At 72.4% G+C, this 14,960-nt stretch carries 15 protein-coding genes; 4 read left to right on the top strand and 11 right to left on the bottom strand.

Annotated features, from left to right (window positions below; all coding sequences use genetic code 11):
- Positions 1–35: 35 nt before the first annotated feature.
- Positions 36–365 (bottom strand): hypothetical protein, encoded by a 330-nt coding sequence (locus tag ACFY2A_RS20170; RefSeq protein ID WP_387173539.1) that lies wholly within the window; start codon positions 363–365, stop codon positions 36–38.
- 305 nt (positions 366–670) lie between these two features.
- On the opposite strand from ACFY2A_RS20170, the gene ACFY2A_RS20165 reads away from it, so the two are divergent.
- Complete coding sequence (locus tag ACFY2A_RS20165) at positions 671–1,162, top strand: DUF3145 domain-containing protein (protein WP_363923204.1); 492 nt, start codon at positions 671–673, stop codon at positions 1,160–1,162.
- A gap of 61 nt (positions 1,163–1,223) precedes the next feature.
- Positions 1,224–2,957, top strand: a complete 1,734-nt coding sequence (locus tag ACFY2A_RS20160; protein ID WP_387173536.1) for a glycoside hydrolase family 3 protein — start codon at positions 1,224–1,226, stop codon at positions 2,955–2,957.
- Between the two features lie 78 nt (positions 2,958–3,035).
- On the opposite strand, the gene ACFY2A_RS20155 is transcribed toward ACFY2A_RS20160, so the two are convergent.
- From ACFY2A_RS20155 to ACFY2A_RS20130, 6 genes are all read right to left on the bottom strand, one after another.
- Positions 3,036–3,665: a lipoprotein gene (locus tag ACFY2A_RS20155; RefSeq protein ID WP_387173534.1), complete on the bottom strand. Its 630-nt coding sequence runs from the start codon at positions 3,663–3,665 to the stop codon at positions 3,036–3,038.
- A 148-nt stretch (positions 3,666–3,813) separates the two neighbouring features.
- Positions 3,814–5,040, bottom strand: a complete 1,227-nt coding sequence (fabF, locus tag ACFY2A_RS20150; protein WP_387173532.1) for a beta-ketoacyl-ACP synthase II — start codon at positions 5,038–5,040, stop codon at positions 3,814–3,816.
- Between the two features lie 2 nt (positions 5,041–5,042).
- Entirely contained in the window at positions 5,043–5,282 is a 240-nt protein-coding gene (locus ACFY2A_RS20145) for an acyl carrier protein (protein WP_007072348.1), read from the bottom strand.
- Between the two features lie 83 nt (positions 5,283–5,365).
- Complete coding sequence (locus ACFY2A_RS20140) at positions 5,366–6,310, bottom strand: beta-ketoacyl-ACP synthase III (RefSeq protein ID WP_363923212.1); 945 nt, start codon at positions 6,308–6,310, stop codon at positions 5,366–5,368.
- Positions 6,307–7,302 carry an ACP S-malonyltransferase gene (locus ACFY2A_RS20135; protein WP_387173530.1) on the bottom strand — a complete coding sequence of 332 codons (996 nt, stop codon included), beginning with the start codon at positions 7,300–7,302 and terminating at the stop codon, positions 6,307–6,309. The genes ACFY2A_RS20140 and ACFY2A_RS20135 overlap by 4 nt, the downstream gene beginning before the upstream one ends.
- 78 nt (positions 7,303–7,380) lie before the next feature.
- On the bottom strand, positions 7,381–8,685 hold the full coding sequence (locus tag ACFY2A_RS20130; protein ID WP_363923216.1) for a helix-turn-helix domain-containing protein: 1,305 nt from the start codon (positions 8,683–8,685) through the stop codon (positions 7,381–7,383).
- A gap of 111 nt (positions 8,686–8,796) precedes the next feature.
- Here ACFY2A_RS20130 and ACFY2A_RS20125 point away from each other — a divergent pair, with 111 nt between their 5' ends.
- On the top strand, positions 8,797–9,159 hold the full coding sequence (locus ACFY2A_RS20125; protein WP_387173528.1) for a hypothetical protein: 363 nt from the start codon (positions 8,797–8,799) through the stop codon (positions 9,157–9,159).
- Positions 9,160–9,224: 65 nt separating this feature from the next.
- On the opposite strand, the gene ACFY2A_RS20120 is transcribed toward ACFY2A_RS20125, so the two are convergent.
- Complete coding sequence (locus ACFY2A_RS20120) at positions 9,225–9,872, bottom strand: hypothetical protein (RefSeq protein WP_387173526.1); 648 nt, start codon at positions 9,870–9,872, stop codon at positions 9,225–9,227.
- 244 nt (positions 9,873–10,116) lie between these two features.
- On the opposite strand from ACFY2A_RS20120, the gene ACFY2A_RS20115 reads away from it, so the two are divergent.
- Positions 10,117–10,707 carry a copper resistance protein CopC gene (locus tag ACFY2A_RS20115; protein WP_387173524.1) on the top strand — a complete coding sequence of 197 codons (591 nt, stop codon included), beginning with the start codon at positions 10,117–10,119 and terminating at the stop codon, positions 10,705–10,707.
- A gap of 42 nt (positions 10,708–10,749) precedes the next feature.
- Here ACFY2A_RS20115 and gltX read toward each other — a convergent pair whose 3' ends face one another.
- From gltX to ACFY2A_RS20100, 3 genes are read right to left on the bottom strand one after another with little or no spacing between them, the layout of a single operon-like run.
- Entirely contained in the window at positions 10,750–12,159 is a 1,410-nt protein-coding gene (gene gltX / locus ACFY2A_RS20110) for a glutamate--tRNA ligase (protein ID WP_387173522.1), read from the bottom strand.
- Positions 12,160–12,209: 50 nt separating this feature from the next.
- The gene (locus ACFY2A_RS20105; protein WP_387173520.1) at positions 12,210–13,481 is read right to left on the bottom strand and encodes an MFS transporter; all 1,272 of its coding nucleotides are present in this window, start codon (positions 13,479–13,481) and stop codon (positions 12,210–12,212) included.
- Positions 13,478–14,824: a GH1 family beta-glucosidase gene (locus ACFY2A_RS20100; RefSeq protein ID WP_387173518.1), complete on the bottom strand. Its 1,347-nt coding sequence runs from the start codon at positions 14,822–14,824 to the stop codon at positions 13,478–13,480. The genes ACFY2A_RS20105 and ACFY2A_RS20100 overlap by 4 nt, the downstream gene beginning before the upstream one ends.
- Between the last annotated feature and the right edge of the window lie 136 nt (positions 14,825–14,960).

Genomic DNA, 14,960 nt, shown 5'->3' with positions numbered 1-14,960 from the left:
AGGTGGTACGGAGAGGGCGCGCCGCCCTCGGCCGATCAGGACTCGAAGACGCCGGCCTCGACCAGGCGCTTCTCGGTGGCGTCCCAGCCGTCACCCGGGTGGGCGGCGTTGAGACCGTTGAGCTCGGCCCGGATCTTGGCGGCGTGGCCGGCAGCGGCCAGCACCCGGATCTCCTCGATGAAGGCCTCGGAGTCGGTGCGCAGGTGCGCCGTCCTGCCGTTGGTCAGGTTCCGCACGTAGGCGTGCTTGCCGCCGTTGAGCGGGATGACGTACTTGAACTCGCCCAGCACGCTGAGGGCGCCACCCTGGCCAGCCTGGCCGGCCCGGACTGACGCGCGCGCGGTCTTAGAGGTGTTGCTCGCCACGGAGGTACTCCTTGCAAGACGTACGGAGGACGGAACGTCCGGGGGCTGTTGCGGGCGCCGTCGAAGGCGAGACCCGCGGAGGCTTACGCGGCACAGGCCGCCGATGGAACTGTACACGACCCACGATGCCGGCTGGTCATCGCGGCGTCACGAGGTGGAACCGCGGTCACCTGTCCGGGTATTCCGAGCGGCGGATTTTCCGATTCTCTGGCGTACCATCCGTCACACCAGTCATCATGTGTTCCACAAGCCCGGATCGGGCGAGGTCGTAGGGGAAGACGCACCTCGCACTCCGGGAGGTCACCGTGCCAACGTGTGGCGTCGTATACGTCCACTCGACCCCGCTCGCCGTGTGCTCGCACGTCGAGTGGGCGATCGCGCGCGTCCTCGCCGCGCCGGTCAACCTGCAGTGGACGGCTCAGCCCGTCGATCCCGGCGCCCGCCGGGCCGAGTGCGGGTGGTCCGGTCGCCCTGGAACGGGCGCCGAGTTGGCCGCTGCCCTCCGGCAGTGGCCCATGATCCGTTTTGAGGTCACCGAGGAGCCCAGTCCGGGGGTCGACGGTGAGCGTTTCATGCACGTGCCGGGCCGGGGTCTGTTCCGGGCGACCGTGGGCGCCGCCGGGGACATCCAGCTCGGCGAGGACCGGTTGCGCAGCATCATGGCCGGCGCGCGGGCGCCGGAGGCCCTCGCGCATGCCCTCGACAAGGCGCTCGGCACCGCCTGGGACGCCGAACTGGAGCCGTACCGCCACGCCGGGGACGGCGCACCGGTGACCCTGCTCACCCGGGTCGGATAGGCAGGTCCACCCGGTCGCGCGGGCAGCGGTCGAGTTGCCCGGTACGCGGTGAACTGGTGGGATGGTCCGCGTGTCGACTACCCCTCGGCGCGTCGCCGCCGCGCTCGTCCTGGTGACCGCGCTGCTCGTCGCCGGCTGTTCCGAGGCCGGCCAACGCCCCTCGGCGGGCCCCGCCTCGGCCCCGGTCACGGAGCCCGCGCCGCCGTCGAGCGTCCCACCCGAGGACCCGGCCACCCTGGCCGCCGCTCTCGTCGCCGAACTCGCCGACGAGGACCTGGTCGGCCAGGTGCTGATGCCGTACGCGTACGGCGACCACGCGACGAAGGTGTCGGCCGGTTCGGCGGCCGGTAACCGGACGCTGGCCGGGGTGGACACACCTGCCGAAATGATCGAGAAGTACCGCCTCGGTGGGCTGATCCTGGTGGGTTTCAGCGCGGACGACCCCACCCAGGGCAACCAGGAGACCACAAACGTCGACAACCCGAAGCAGGTCCGCGGGCTCACCACCGGGCTGCGCGAGGCCGCCGGGCGGCTGCCCGCCGGTGTGGCACCCTTCCTGATCGGCACCGACCAGGAGTACGGGGTGGTCACCCGGATCACCGACGGGGTCACCATGCTGCCCAGCGCGCTCGGTGCCGGAGCCGCCGGTGACCCGGACCTGACCGAGGCCGCCTGGCGTGCCGCCGGCACCGAACTGACCGCCATGGGCATCAACGTCGACTTCGCGCCGGTGGCCGACGTGCTGGTGACCCGCAGCACCGTCATCGGGTCCCGCTCGTTCGGCTCGGACCCTGAGCGGGCGGCCGACCAGGTCGGCGGCGCGGTACGCGGGCTGCAGACCGCCGGGGTGGCCGCCACTCTCAAGCACTTTCCGGGCCACGGTCACAGCGCCGTCGACTCGCACAAGGACCTGCCCCGGCTCTCCCAGTCCCGCGGCAAGCTGGCGGCCGAGGCGTGGCCGCCGTTCACCGCCGGCATCGAGGCCGGCGCGCTGGCCGTGATGTCCGCTCACCTAGACGTACGCTCGGTCGACCCGGGTGTGGCCGCCACCTTCTCGTACAAGCTGCTCACCGAGGTGCTGCGCGGGGAACTCGGCTTCCAGGGCGTGGTGATCACCGATGGGATGAACATGCCGCCGGCCCGTCGCTTCCCGCCCGGCGAGGCGGCGGTGCGGGCGTTGAAGGCCGGCAACGACCTAATCCTCATGCCGCCGCACGTCGGCCAGGCGTACGAGGGGCTGCTGACCGCGCTGCGCGACGGCACCCTGCCCCGCAGCCGGCTGGTCGAGGCGGCCACCCGCGTGCTGACCATGAAGTTCACCCTGGGCGACACACCCGCACCTCAGTTGTCCACGCTGGGCGCACCGGCGCACCGCGAGGCGGCCAACGCGCTGGCCGCCGGCGCGGTGACCGTGCTGCGCGGCCGGTGCGACACCACCGGCGTACGCGGTCCGGTCACCGTCACCTCGTCGGGCGGACGGGCACACACCCGGGCGGCCCTGACCGAGGCGCTGACCTCGGCCGGCGTGAAGGTGGTGCCCAGCGGTGGCACCGTCGTGCATCTGGTCGGCTACGGCGACGGCGCGAACGACCTGCGGGCCGACGCGGCCGTCACCGTCGCCATGGACACCCCGTACGTGCTGGCCAGGGCGAAGTCGGCCACGCTGCTGGCCACCTACTCGTCGAGCCGTGCCTCGATGACCGCGCTGGCCGACGTGCTCGCCGGCAAGACCCGCCCGGCGGGCCGCTCCCCGGTCAAGGTGCCCGGGCTGCCAAGAACCACCTGCGCGGACTGACCCCTCGGGGTCACGACGCCGCGCTCTCGGTGAAGGGCACCGCGTCCCTCGGTTGCCAAGCGCCGCGCCCCCTCCGGCTCAGGGCGCCGCGACGAGGGTGTCGCGGGCCAGCCGGTACGCGGGCAGCACGTCGAGCGGCTCACCGAGGCTGGTGCTGCTCGCCTCGACCAGGACCGTCCGGTCGGCCACCGTCACGGCCAGCGCCCACTCCCGCACGTCGGAGTCGGTAAGCGCCCGCCGGCTGAGCCAGGTCGCCTCCACCACGTCGAGGTTGCCGGCACGGGTCTCGCGGTACTGCTGCCCGCGCGACTCCGACTCGGCGGTGACGAACTCCTCCAGCGCCTGCCGGGCCGCAACGCCTGCGTCGTCGGCCGTCCAGACCCGCAGGAATCCCGGCGCCACCGCGCGGCCGTCCAGCTCGCAGCGCACGGTCGAACCGCCGCGGCGGGTCAGCGCCTCGGCCACCGCGTCACCCAGCTCGTCGGTGGGTTCCGGTGTTTCGATCGGCTCCGCCGCCCAGCCGTCGGCCAGCCCGAAGGTGACCGGCAGCGGGCAGGGCGCGCCGCCGCCGACCGTGCCGGCGGACTCCGCGGCGGCCACCTCGTCGTGCCACGGCTCTCCGGTCACGCCGCCGGCACCTTCCCCGGTGCCGCTGCACCCGGCGAGCAGCCCGATGGTCAGCGCTGCCGCGATCGTCCGTCGTCCCACGTACCCAACCCCCGTCAGTGATCGACAAGGGAGCCAGCAAAGCGGTGTCCCGAGTGGAAGTCAAGTCGTCGGGGCGACCACCGCTCGCCGGTCCGGGAGTGCCGGGAAACGCCGCGGTCGTGGCGGGTTTCCCGACACCCGGGTCGGCTCAGGGCCGGGTGAAGACCAGCGCCACGTTGTGACCGCCGAAGCCGAACGAGTTGTTCAGGGCGGCGGGCACGTCCATGTGCCGTGCCTTGTTGGCCGCCACCTCCAGGGTGAGACCGTCGTCCGGGTCGTCCAGGTTGATCGTCGGCGGCACCACGCTGTCGCGGATCGTCAGGATGGTGGCGATCGACTCCAGCGCGCCGGCCGCGCCGAGCAGGTGACCGGACATGGACTTGGTGGCGGTGAGCAGTGGATGATCGCCCAACGCGGCCCGCAACGCGGTGATCTCTGCGATGTCGCCCACCGGGGTCGAGGTGGCGTGCGCGTTGACGTGGACGATGTCGGACTTCGCCACGTCCGCGTCGGAGATCGCCTTCGCGATCGCCCGGATCGCGCCGGCACCCTCCGGGTGCGGCTGGACGATGTCGTAGCCGTCGGAGGTGATGCCCGCGCCGGCGAGCCGCGCGTACACCCGGGCGCCCCGGGCAGCGGCGTGGTCGGCGCGCTCCAGCACGATGACGCCGGCGCCCTCGCCGAGCACGAAGCCGTCGCGGCCCTTGTCCCAGGGGCGGGAGGCCCGCTCCGGCTCGTCGTTGCGGGTCGACATCGCCCGCATCGAGGAGAAACCGGCGATCGGCAGCGGGTGGATGACCGCCTCGGTGCCGCCGGCCACCACCACGTCGGCGCGGCCGGCGCGGATCATGTCCAGGCCGAGCGCGATCGCCTCCGCACCGGTGGCGCAGGCGCTGGCCACGGAGTGCACGCCCGCGCGGGCGCCCAGTTCCAGGCCGACCCACGCGGCGGGGCCGTTCGGCATCAGCATCGGGATGGTGTGCGGCGAGACCCGCCGTGGCCCGGACGCCTCCAGGACGTCGTCCTGGGCGAGCAGGGTGAGCGCCCCGCCGATGCCCGAGCCGACGCTCACGCCGAGCCGCTCCGGATCGAGCCCGGAGTCGGCCAGGCCGGCGTCCGACCAGGCCTGGTGGGCGGCGATCAGCGCGATCGCCTCGGATCGGTCCAACCGGCGCAGCTTCACCCGGTCCAGCAGGCCGGCCGGATCGACCGCGAGCTGGGCGGCGATCCGGACCGGCAGTTGCGCGGCCCACTCCTGGGCGAGTGAACTCACCCCGGAGCGGCCGGCGAGCATGGCGTCCCAGGTCGACGCGACGTCCCCGCCCAGCGGGGTCGTCGCGCCGAGCCCGGTGACGACGACGTCGATGCGACTCATGATCAGGACTGCGCCTCGATGTAGCTGACGGCGTCCCCGACGGTCTTGAGGTTCTGCACCTCGTTGTCAGGGATCTTGACGCCGAACTTCTCCTCGGCGGCGACCACGACCTCCACCATGGAGAGGGAGTCGACGTCCAGGTCGTCGGTGAAGGACTTCCCCTCGGCCACGTCGTCCGGGTTCACCCCGGCAACCTCTTCGAGGATCTCGGCGAGGCCGGCGGTGATCTCGTCACGGGTCATTGCGGTGGGTTCCTCTCATCGGGTTCTCTCGACGGGGCGGCGACGCCACCCGTCGCTCCTCGGCGCCACGCGCCGTGGGGGTATCAGGGGCAGCGGACGACCTGACCGGCGTAGGTCAGGCCGCCGCCGAAGCCGAACAGCAGCACCGGGGCGCCGGAGGGCACCTCGCGGCGCTCCACCAGCTTGGACAGGGCCAGCGGGATGCTGGCCGCGGAGGTGTTGCCGGACTCGACGATGTCCTTGGCGATGATCGCCTGTGGGATGTTCAGCCGCTTCGCGATGCCGTCGATGATCCGGGCGTTGGCCTGGTGCGGGACGAAGGCGGCCAGCTCCGACGGGTCGACACCGGCGCGTTCACACGCCTGCAGGGCGAGCGGCGCCAGCGCTGTGGTGGCCCAGCGGAACACCGTCTGACCCTCCTGGGCGACGTACGGTCGCCAACCCTCGATACGTACCGCGTCGCCGCGCTCCGGCACCGAGCCCCACACCACCGGACCGACGCCGGCCGGCTCGTCCTCGGCAGTGGCGGTGACCACGGCCGCGCCCGCGCCGTCGCCGAAGATGATGCAGGTGGAGCGGTCGGTCCAGTCGGTGAAGTCGGACAGCTTCTCCGCGCCGATCACCAGGGCGTTGCGTGACGCGCCCGCGCGGATCGCGTGGTCGACCGTGCCCAGCGCGTACGCGAAGCCGGAGCAGGCGGTGTTTACGTCGTACGCCCCCGGGACGTTGATCCCCAGCTTGGCGGCCACCCGGCAGGCCACGTTCGGGCTGCGGTCGATCGACGTGCAGGTGGCGACCACGACCAGGTCGATGTCGGCGGCGGTCAGGCCGGAGTTGGCCAGCGCCTTGTCGGCCGCGGCAGCGGCCATGTCGGCGACCGTCTCGTCACCGGCGATCCGGCGGGTCGCGATGCCGACCCGGTCACGGATCCACTCGTCGCTGGTCTCCACCAGTTGGGCGATCTCGTCGTTGGTCACCACCCGGGACGGCTGGTAGTGCCCGAGGGACAGGATCCGGCTGCCCGTCATGACGAGGCCTCCCCAGCGTCGGTGTTGTCGCGAGACGTGAGCGGACTGTTTTCGTTTACCGGACCGCCCGCCGTCGTGCCGTGCCGGGCGATGAGCTCCCGGGCGGCGGGCAGGTCGTCCGGGGTCTTCAAGGTAACGATCTCCGGCGCACCGGCACCGGCGAGTTCGCGCTTGACCAGGCCGGCGAGCGTGCCGGCGGGCGGCAGCTCGATCACGCCGGTCACGCCGAGGCTGGTGAGAGTGGCCATGCAGAGGTCCCAGCGGACCGGGGCGGTCACCTGGCGGACCAGCCGTTCGAGCAGCTCGCGGCCGTTGTCGACCGCCGTCCCGTCGAGGTTGGACAGCAGGATGCGGTCCGGATCGCTCGGGGTGATCCCGGCGGCGACGGTGGCCAGCGCCGCCTCCGCCGGAGCCATGTACGGGGTGTGGAAGGCGCCGGCCACCTGCAACCGGACGACCCGGACCCGCTCCGGGGGCTCGGCAGCCAACTTCTCCAGCCCGTCGAGCGCACCAGCGGCGACAACCTGGCCCTTGCCGTTGCGGTTGGCGGCGTGCAGCCCGTGGGCGCTGATCGCGGCGGTCACCTCGTCCGGGTCACCACCGAGCACGGCGGCCATGCCGGTCGGCTCCAGCGCGCAGGCGGCGGCCATCTCCCGGCCGCGTACGCCGGCGAGGGTGATCGCCGCCTCCGCCGGCAGCGCCCCTACCAGCGCCGCCGCGCCGAGTTCACCGACACTGTGCCCGGCGGTCACCGCGACCTGGCGCATCGGCAGGTGCTCGGCGGCGAGCAGCGCGGCGGCGACCAGCAGCGGCTGGGTGCGCGCGGTGTCCCGGATCTCGTCGGCGTCGGCGGTGGTGCCCAGGTGCACCAGGTCGACGCCGGCCAGCTCGGACCACGAGTGCAGTCGGGCTTCGGCGTCGGGCAGGTCGAGCCAGGGGGTCAGAAAGCCGGGTTTCTGGGAACCCTGGCCGGGGCAGAGTACGGCGAGCACGTCTATGACTCTCCTGGATACCCATGGGTTGCGCTGTGCCGGCTGGCACCAAACCGCACTAGGACAGTTGGAGGGATCCTACAAAGATTGACGCTGGTCATCACCATGCTGTGATCTTTTACTGACTGGTGGGGCCAATGTCTGGGTCGGTACCACCGGGTCGAGCCGGCCGACGGTCAGCGCGACCCGCAGCGCGAATGCGTCCCGGGGCGTCAGCGGGCTGAAGCCGGTCACCTCGGAGATCCGCCGCAGCCGGTAGCGCACGGTGTTCGGGTGCACGTACAGCGCCCGGGCGGCGCTCTCCAACGTGCCACCGGCGGCGAAGAAGGCGTCCAACGTCTCCAGCAGTTCACCGCTCGCGCGGACCAGCACCGCGTACACGTCATGGCGCAGCCGGCGACGGGCCTCGGTGTCGCCCGCCAGGGCCCGCTCGGGCAGCAGGTCACCGGCGTGCACCGGGCGTGGTGCCGCCGGCCACGCCGGGGCGGCCCGGTATCCGGCCAACGCCGCCCGGGCCGACTCGGTCGCCTCGTCCAGGCTCGGCACCGCCGGACCGACCACCACCGGTCCGTCGCCGAAGGCGGTGAGCAGCTTGCCCGTCGCCGCGACCGGGTCCGCCGCTCCGCCGAGCACGATCACCAGGCGGTCGCCGTGTACGCCGCCGATCACCTCGACACCGATCCGCCGGGCCTGCCGGTAGACGGTGTGCAGGACCGCGGCGACCTCACCGCCGGGGGAGGGACCGACCGCAACCGCCACCGGTGGCGCGTCCGTCCAGCCGAGCGCGGCGGCCCGGCTGGCCAGCACGTCCGGCGAGTCGCCGCGCAGCAACGCGTCAACCAGCAGGGCCTGCAACCGGGCGTCCCAGGAACCGCGCGACTCGGCGGCCCGGGCGTAGACCCGGGCGGCGGCGAAGGCGATCTCCCGGGAGTACCGCAGCACCGCCTCCCGCAGCTGCGGCTCCTCACCGGGGGCAGCGAGGTCGCCGACCTGCTCCTCGACGACGTCGATCGTGACCTTGATCAGGGCGACGGTCTGCTGAAGGGTGATCGAGCGGGCCAGCGCCTGCGGCGCGGTGGCGAACACCTCGTCGGAAACCTCCTGGGTGCCCTCGGCGGCCCCGCCGCCGGCACGCAACCACTGGACCAGGGAGCGGGCGCCGGCCTGGGCCACAAGCATCACCCAGGAGCGCTGGTCGGCCGGCAGCTCCCGGAACCAGGGCAGGGTCTCGTCCATCCGGACCACGCTCGCGGTGGCCAGCGCACCGGCCGCCCGCTCGATCCGGCGCAGCGTGGCTGACAGGTCCGTGCCGCCCGACTCGCTCACCCGCCTAGCCTGACATGCGCTGACCTGGACCTCGACGGCAGGCGTCGACACCGGCACCGGCGGCGGGTGAACCGGTACGCGCTGCGCGGCCGGTCCGAACCGGCCAGTACGGTGACAGGGCACGTCGGGTGGGCACCGGCGGGTGAGGGCGAGCGTGAGGAGACGCCGATGGCGTACGGGGAGGCCGACCACGGCTGTGCCCAGGGGGAGCCGTGCCGACCGGGCCCGCACGAGCAGCCGGCCCTCGCCAAGCACCACCGCCGGCCGCCCGGCCTGGTGCATCCGGTCGAGCCGGTCGCCGGTCGGGTGGCGGAACGCCCCGAGGACGACCCATCCGCCCGGCAGCGCGGTGGTGAGCCGCCGGTGCCTCGCCAGCGCACCATCGAGCCGTCGACGGCCGGGCAGACCGACCCGACGGCCGGCGGGTGCCGTAGTGACCTGCCCGGTTGGGCCGGGGCGCACCGGCACGGCCCGGTTCGCCCGGCCCACCGCAGCCTGCGGCGGCAACGCCCGCCGGGGCGTTGGTGCTGAGCGGCGGGACAGGCCGCTGCGGCGCACTCGCGGGTCGGACCGCGACCTCGCGCCAGGAGGTGGCGTCAGCGGGTACGGCGGCGGATCAGTAGCGCGATCCCGGCGAGCCCGACGGTGATCACCAGCACCACCGCGACGTTCAGCAGGAGCAGGCGGCGCAGCTCGCTGAACGCCTCGTTGATGTCCTGTGCGGGGTTGAGCGCGTCCTCCGGGATGATGCGTTCACCCCCGCCGGCACCCCCGCTGACCGCCTCGTAGGTCCGTTCCAGCGGCACACCGGCGGTCCGCAGCGTCTCGGACATGCTGACCCGTCCGAGGTACCAGGCTGCGCTGACCTTGCGGTCGGGCTGCTTCGCCGGGCGGTACACGCGCGGCCCACCGACCGCCTTCGGGTACAGGTCGTAGGTCTGCTTCGGAGCGTCGCCGGCCAGCACCAGGACTGTGTACTTCGGACCGAGGTCGGCCTTCTTCGGGCCGCCGGACTGGCGGACCAGGCCCTTGTGGTTGACCTGCTCGATGACGGCGACGACATGCGCGGGGTGGGTGTCGGCGCGCAGCCGCAACGGCTCGGCCAGCCCGTGCCCGGTGATGTCCACGCCGGCCGGCGGCGTCTTCGGTGCCGCCCCGGCCACCTCGGCCGAACTGAGCGACAGCAGCAGTGCCGCCACCGCACCCACAGTCGCTCCGGCCAGTCGCCTCATCCGTCGGACCATGCCGCCTCCTCGCCCCGTTCGATGGGTGGCTGTGCTGCAGGGGTCACACGTTGGAAGGCCGACGGTGGTGACCGTGCCCACAGGACAGGTACCCACTAAAAGACTCCGCGGAACGCCGATCGGTTGCAGCTGATGAAACACTAATTGGAACTATCCGCGATCGCGACTCGACCAACGACCAGCCGCGAAGCAGCGGGCGGATCTTACCTTTGCGGAGGCCATGATGGGGGGCAGGATAGCGCGTTTGACGCGTTCCTGGGCAGCGGTGCTCGGCGTGGCGTTCGGCGTGTCGTTGCTGATGCCGGCCGTGCCGGCCGCCGCGCACAACCAGTTGACCGGCAGCAGCCCTCGCGCGGGTGCCCGGGTGGCCGAGGCACCGGACCGCGTCGAGCTGCGCTTCCTGGCCCGGCTTGACGAGGCCACGACGAAGGTCACGATCACCGGGCCGGACAATGTCGACGCGGCGGGTGGCCAGCCGCGTTTCTCCGGCAACCGGGTCAGCGTGCCGTTCGCTCCCGGCGCCGCCGGGCTGTACATCGTCGGCTACCGACTGGTGTCCGCCGACGGTCACCCGATCACCGGCGAGGTGCGGTTCACGCTGACCACGAACACCCCCGCCGACCCGTCCCCGGAACCCACCGCCGTCGATCCGACGACCTCCGGTACGCCCGGGACCACCCCGGCGCCGGCCACCCCCGAGGCGGCCACGCCCGTGCCCCGGTCGGACGAGTCCACCGGCGGCGGGTGGTGGTGGGCGGCTGTCGCGGCGTTGCCGTTGCTGGCCATCCTGGTTGCGGCCCGGCTGATCCGCCGCCGCGCCTCCCGCCGTGGTTGAGCGCTGACGGTCCGGCCGCTCCGCCGGCGCCGCTGCGGAGCGTCAGACCAGGCGGACCCGGGCCGCGCGCATCCGGGTCAGGGCGCGCTCGCGGCCGAGCACCTCCAACGACTCGAACAGCGGCAAGCCGACGGTACGGCCGGTGACCGCGACGCGTACCGGTGCCTGGGCCTTGCCGAGCTTGAGGCCGCGTTCCGTGCCGACCGCCTCCAGGGTGGCCTTGAGCGTCTCCGCGTCCCAGGAATCGACCGCCTCGAAGGCGGCGATGGCGGCGTCGAGCAAGTCCGCCGACCCCTCCTTCATCGCCTTCGTCCAGGCCGCCTCGTCGATCAGCGGGGAGTCGACGAAGAGGAAGTCGACGTTCGGCACGATCTCGCTGAGCACCGCGATCCGGGTCTGCGCCAACGGGGCCACCGCCGCGAACACGGCCGCGTCGAACTCGGCCGGCTGCCAGGGGGGCGGCGCGATGGTGCCGGTGCCGGTCAGCCAGGGCTGGCACGCCTCGATGAACTCCGCGACGGGCAGCGCCCGGATGTACTCGCCGTTGAACGCGCGCAACTTCTTCTCGTCGAAGAACGCGGGCGAGGGATTGACCTCCGCCAGGCGGAACTCGTCCTCGATGACCGACCAGGGCACGATCTCCCGGTCACCGGAGGGCGCCCAACCGAGCAGCATCAGGTAGTTGCGCATGGCCTCGGCGAGGTACCCCTCGTCGCGGTACGCCTCCAGCGCGACCTTGTCGCGGCGCTTGGAGAGCTTCTGCCGCTTCTCGTTGACCACCACCGGCACGTGCGCCCAGATCGGCGGCTTCACCCCGAGCGCGTCCCAGAGCAGCTGCTGTTTCGGGGTGTTGGGCAGGTGCTCCTCGGCCCGGATCACATGCGTGATCCCCATCGTCATGTCGTCCACGACGTTGGCCAGCAGGAAGACCGGCGAGCCGTCACCCCGGGCGATGACGAAGTCCTCGATGAGTTTGTTCTCGAAGGTCGGCTCGCCCCGGATCAGGTCGGTCACCACCGTGGCACCCTCGTCGGGGGTCCGGAAGCGCAGCGCCCGGCCCTCACCGGGAGGCAGCGCCCGGTCGCGGCAGTAGCCGTCGTAACCGGTGTACTGGTTGCCGGTGCGTGCCTGCACCGCCTCGCGGGTGCAGTCGCAGTAGTACGCCCGGCCCGCCTCGTGCAACCGCCGCGCGGCGGCCCGGTGCTCACCGGCGTACGAGGACTGGAAGTAGGGCCCCTCGTAGCTGCCCCGCTCGATACCGATCCAGTCCAGCGCGGAGAGGATGCCCTCGGTCCACTCCGGCTTGTTACGGGCCGCGTCGGTGTCCTCGATGCGCAGCACGAACACCCCGCCCTGCTGCCTGGCGTAGATCCAGTTCTGTAGTGCCGAGCGGGCACCGCCGACGTGGAACATACCGGTCGGGGAAGGGGCGAAGCGCACACGTACCGTCACGACCTCCAGCCTACGGCGGCGCGCTACCGCCTTCGGCCAAGGGGTACGGCTCACGGCACCGAGCGGATCTTCAGGACCAGCACGCTGCCGAGCACGGTCACTGCGGCGGTGGTCGCGTACAGCGCGGGGTAGCCGCCGAGGTACACCACGATCGGCGCGGAGATGGCCGGGCCGAGTACCTGCGGGGCGGAGTTGGCGATGTTGATCACGCCCAGATCCTTGGCCCGGTCGGTGGCCTTGGGCAGCACCTGGGTGATCAGCGCGGCATCCACCGACAGGTACACCCCGTAGCCGGCACCGAGCAGCAGTGCGGCGGCCATCGCCATCGGCCAGGTGGGCGCCACGGCCAGCAGCAGCGCCGCCAGTGCGATCACCATCCCGGAAGTGATCACGTAGACCTTCCGTCTGCCGGACCGGTCCGACAGCCGACCGGCGACCACCGTGGTGGCCATCAGCCCGGCGGTGTAGAGCAGGATCAGCACCAGCAGGCCACCCTCGGGGTCGGCGACCCGGACCTCGTCGGTGAGGAAGTAGAGCAGGTACAGGGTGCCCAGGGCGTTGCCGAGCTGGACCAGGAACCTGGTGATCCAGGCCCAGCCGAAGTCGGGATGCTGCCGCGGCGACACCCACATCGAGCGGAACAGGCCACGTAGTGTCAGCCGGTGGGCATGGGGTAGCGGATCGTCCTTGGTGCGCACGGCGAACGGCACGGCCAGCAGCAGGATGGCCCCGGCGATCGCCAGGTAACCGGCGGTGATGCCGGTGAACACTGCGGTGACGAGGACCACCCCGAGCACCAACCCCAGCGCCTGCGGGATGCCGACCCAGCCGGAGACGCCGCCACGCTGGACGACTGGCACCCGGTCCGGTACGGCGGCGGTGAGGCTGGCCAGCATCGCGTTGAGGCAGACCTGCGCGGCGACCCAGCCGACCGCCACCCCGAGCACGGTCTGCGCCTGGGCGAGCAGCACCAGCGCCAGCGCGGCGAGCACCGCGCCACCGAGGGTCCAGACGTGCCGCCGGCCGAACTCCCGTCGGCCGATCCGTAGACAGGTCCGGTCGGACAGCGCCCCGGCCAGCGGGTTGGCGAGCACCGCCGCGAGGGCGCCGAACCCGGTGACCACCGCCAGCATGGTCTCCTTGTCGGCCGCTGCGATCTGCCCGAGCTGCTGGGGGAGCAGCACCTGGATCGGGGTGAAGAAGGCCATCCAGACGCCGAGGTTGGCGGCGAACAGCAGCGCGATCCATCCGCGCCGGACCGGCACGGTCGGCTCGGCGAGCGCGGCCGGCAGCGAGGCCGGGGTGGGGTCGACGGTGGTCACCGAGGTTCCCGCCGGTTGGTCGCGATCACCTCGCGCAGCCAGGCGTACGACGACTTGGGCGTGCGCTGCCCGGTGTCGAAGTCCACGTGCACCAGGCCGAAGCGTTTGGTGAAGCCCTCGGCCCACTCCCAGTTGTCCAGCAGCGACCAGACGAAGTAGCCGGTCACGTCCACCCCGTCGTCCATCGCGGCGCGGACGGCCCGCAGGTGGCCGTCGAGGTAGGCGATCCGGTCCGGGTCGGGCACCCGCCCGTCGGCGTCGGGCGCGTCGTCGTAGGCGCAGCCACTCTCGGTGACCTGGATCGGCGGCAGTGCGGTGCCGTAGCGGTCGTGCAGCCAGCCGAGCAGCTCACGCAGTCCGTCCGGGACCACCGGCCAGTCGAAGGCGGTACGCGGGTAGCCGGTGAGCGGCACCAGCTCGAAGGGCAGTGGCGAGCCCTCCTCGGGGGCGCGTATCGCGGTGGGGTTGTAGTAGTTGACGCCGAGCACGTCGATCGGCGTGGCGATCACGTCCAGGTCGCCGTCGCGGACCACGGCGGTGTCGAAGCCCAGCTCCGCCGGGTACCCGTGACCGAGCAGCGGGTCGGTGAAGAGCCGGTTGTGCAGGGCGTCGTAGGTCGCCGCCGCGGCGGCGTCGGCCTGGCTGCCACCGACCACGCGTACCGGGGAGTAGTTGTTGGCGATGGCCACCGGGCTGGTGCTGCGGGCACGCAGCGCGGCGACCGCGAGCCCGTGGCCGAGCAACTGGTGGTGGGCGACCGGAAAGGCGTCGAAGAGCAGCATCCGGCCGGGGGCGTGGACGCCGGTGGCGTGCCCGAGGCTCATGTGGATGAACGGTTCGTTGAGCGTGATCCAGAGCCGCACCCGGTCGCCGAGCCGGGCGGCCACCAGGTCGGCGTACTCGGCGAAGCGGTGCGCGGTGTCCCGGTTCAGCCAGCCCCCGGCGTCCTCCAGCGGCTGGGGCAGGTCCCAGTGGAAGAGGGTGGCGACCGGATCGATGCCGTGCGTGAGTAGCTCGTCGACCAGCCGTTCGTAGAAGTCCAGCCCGGCGGGGTTGACCTGGCCGGTGCCGCTGGGCAGCACCCGGGGCCAGGCGATCGAGAAGCGGTACGCGCTGACACCCAGCCCGGCCATCAGGGCGACGTCCTCGGCGTACCGGTGGTAGTGGTCGCAGGCCACGTCGCCGCTGCTGCCGTCGACGATCCGGCCGGGGGTGTGGGCGAAGGTGTCCCAGATGGACGGTCCACGTCCGTCGGTGCCGGTGGCGCCCTCGATCTGGTAGGCGGAGGTGGAGACGCCCCAGCGGAAGCCGGTGGGGAACTCGGGCATCGGTGCGGTCGACATGCGCCCTCCCGGTAAACGCGAAACGTGCTCGGAACTCTAGGGGGCGTCGAGACCGGACGCCATAGGCTCCCGGGCGACGAGGAGCAATACCTTTCGGCGTGTCTTTTACGAACCCGTCCATATACGTCCGTTTTTG

Origin of the sequence: Micromonospora sp. NPDC000442, assembly GCF_042898635.1 — a bacterium.
In the GTDB taxonomy this organism is placed as follows: domain Bacteria; phylum Actinomycetota; class Actinomycetes; order Mycobacteriales; family Micromonosporaceae; genus Micromonospora.
The sequence above is the reverse complement of the archived record's forward strand: the minus strand, read 5'-3'. Positions and strand labels throughout refer to the sequence as shown.

Coding starts and splice junctions, on each gene's coding strand:
- ACFY2A_RS20160 (WP_387173536.1), top strand. CDS start 1,224: ATGGTCCGCGTGTCGACTACCCCTCGGCGCGTCGCCGCCGCGCTCGTC.
- fabF (WP_387173532.1), bottom strand. CDS start 5,040: ATGAGTCGCATCGACGTCGTCGTCACCGGGCTCGGCGCGACGACCCCG.
- ACFY2A_RS20145 (WP_007072348.1), bottom strand. CDS start 5,282: ATGACCCGTGACGAGATCACCGCCGGCCTCGCCGAGATCCTCGAAGAG.
- ACFY2A_RS20140 (WP_363923212.1), bottom strand. CDS start 6,310: ATGACGGGCAGCCGGATCCTGTCCCTCGGGCACTACCAGCCGTCCCGG.
- ACFY2A_RS20125 (WP_387173528.1), top strand. CDS start 8,797: ATGGCGTACGGGGAGGCCGACCACGGCTGTGCCCAGGGGGAGCCGTGC.
- ACFY2A_RS20120 (WP_387173526.1), bottom strand. CDS start 9,872: ATGGTCCGACGGATGAGGCGACTGGCCGGAGCGACTGTGGGTGCGGTG.
- ACFY2A_RS20100 (WP_387173518.1), bottom strand. CDS start 14,824: ATGTCGACCGCACCGATGCCCGAGTTCCCCACCGGCTTCCGCTGGGGC.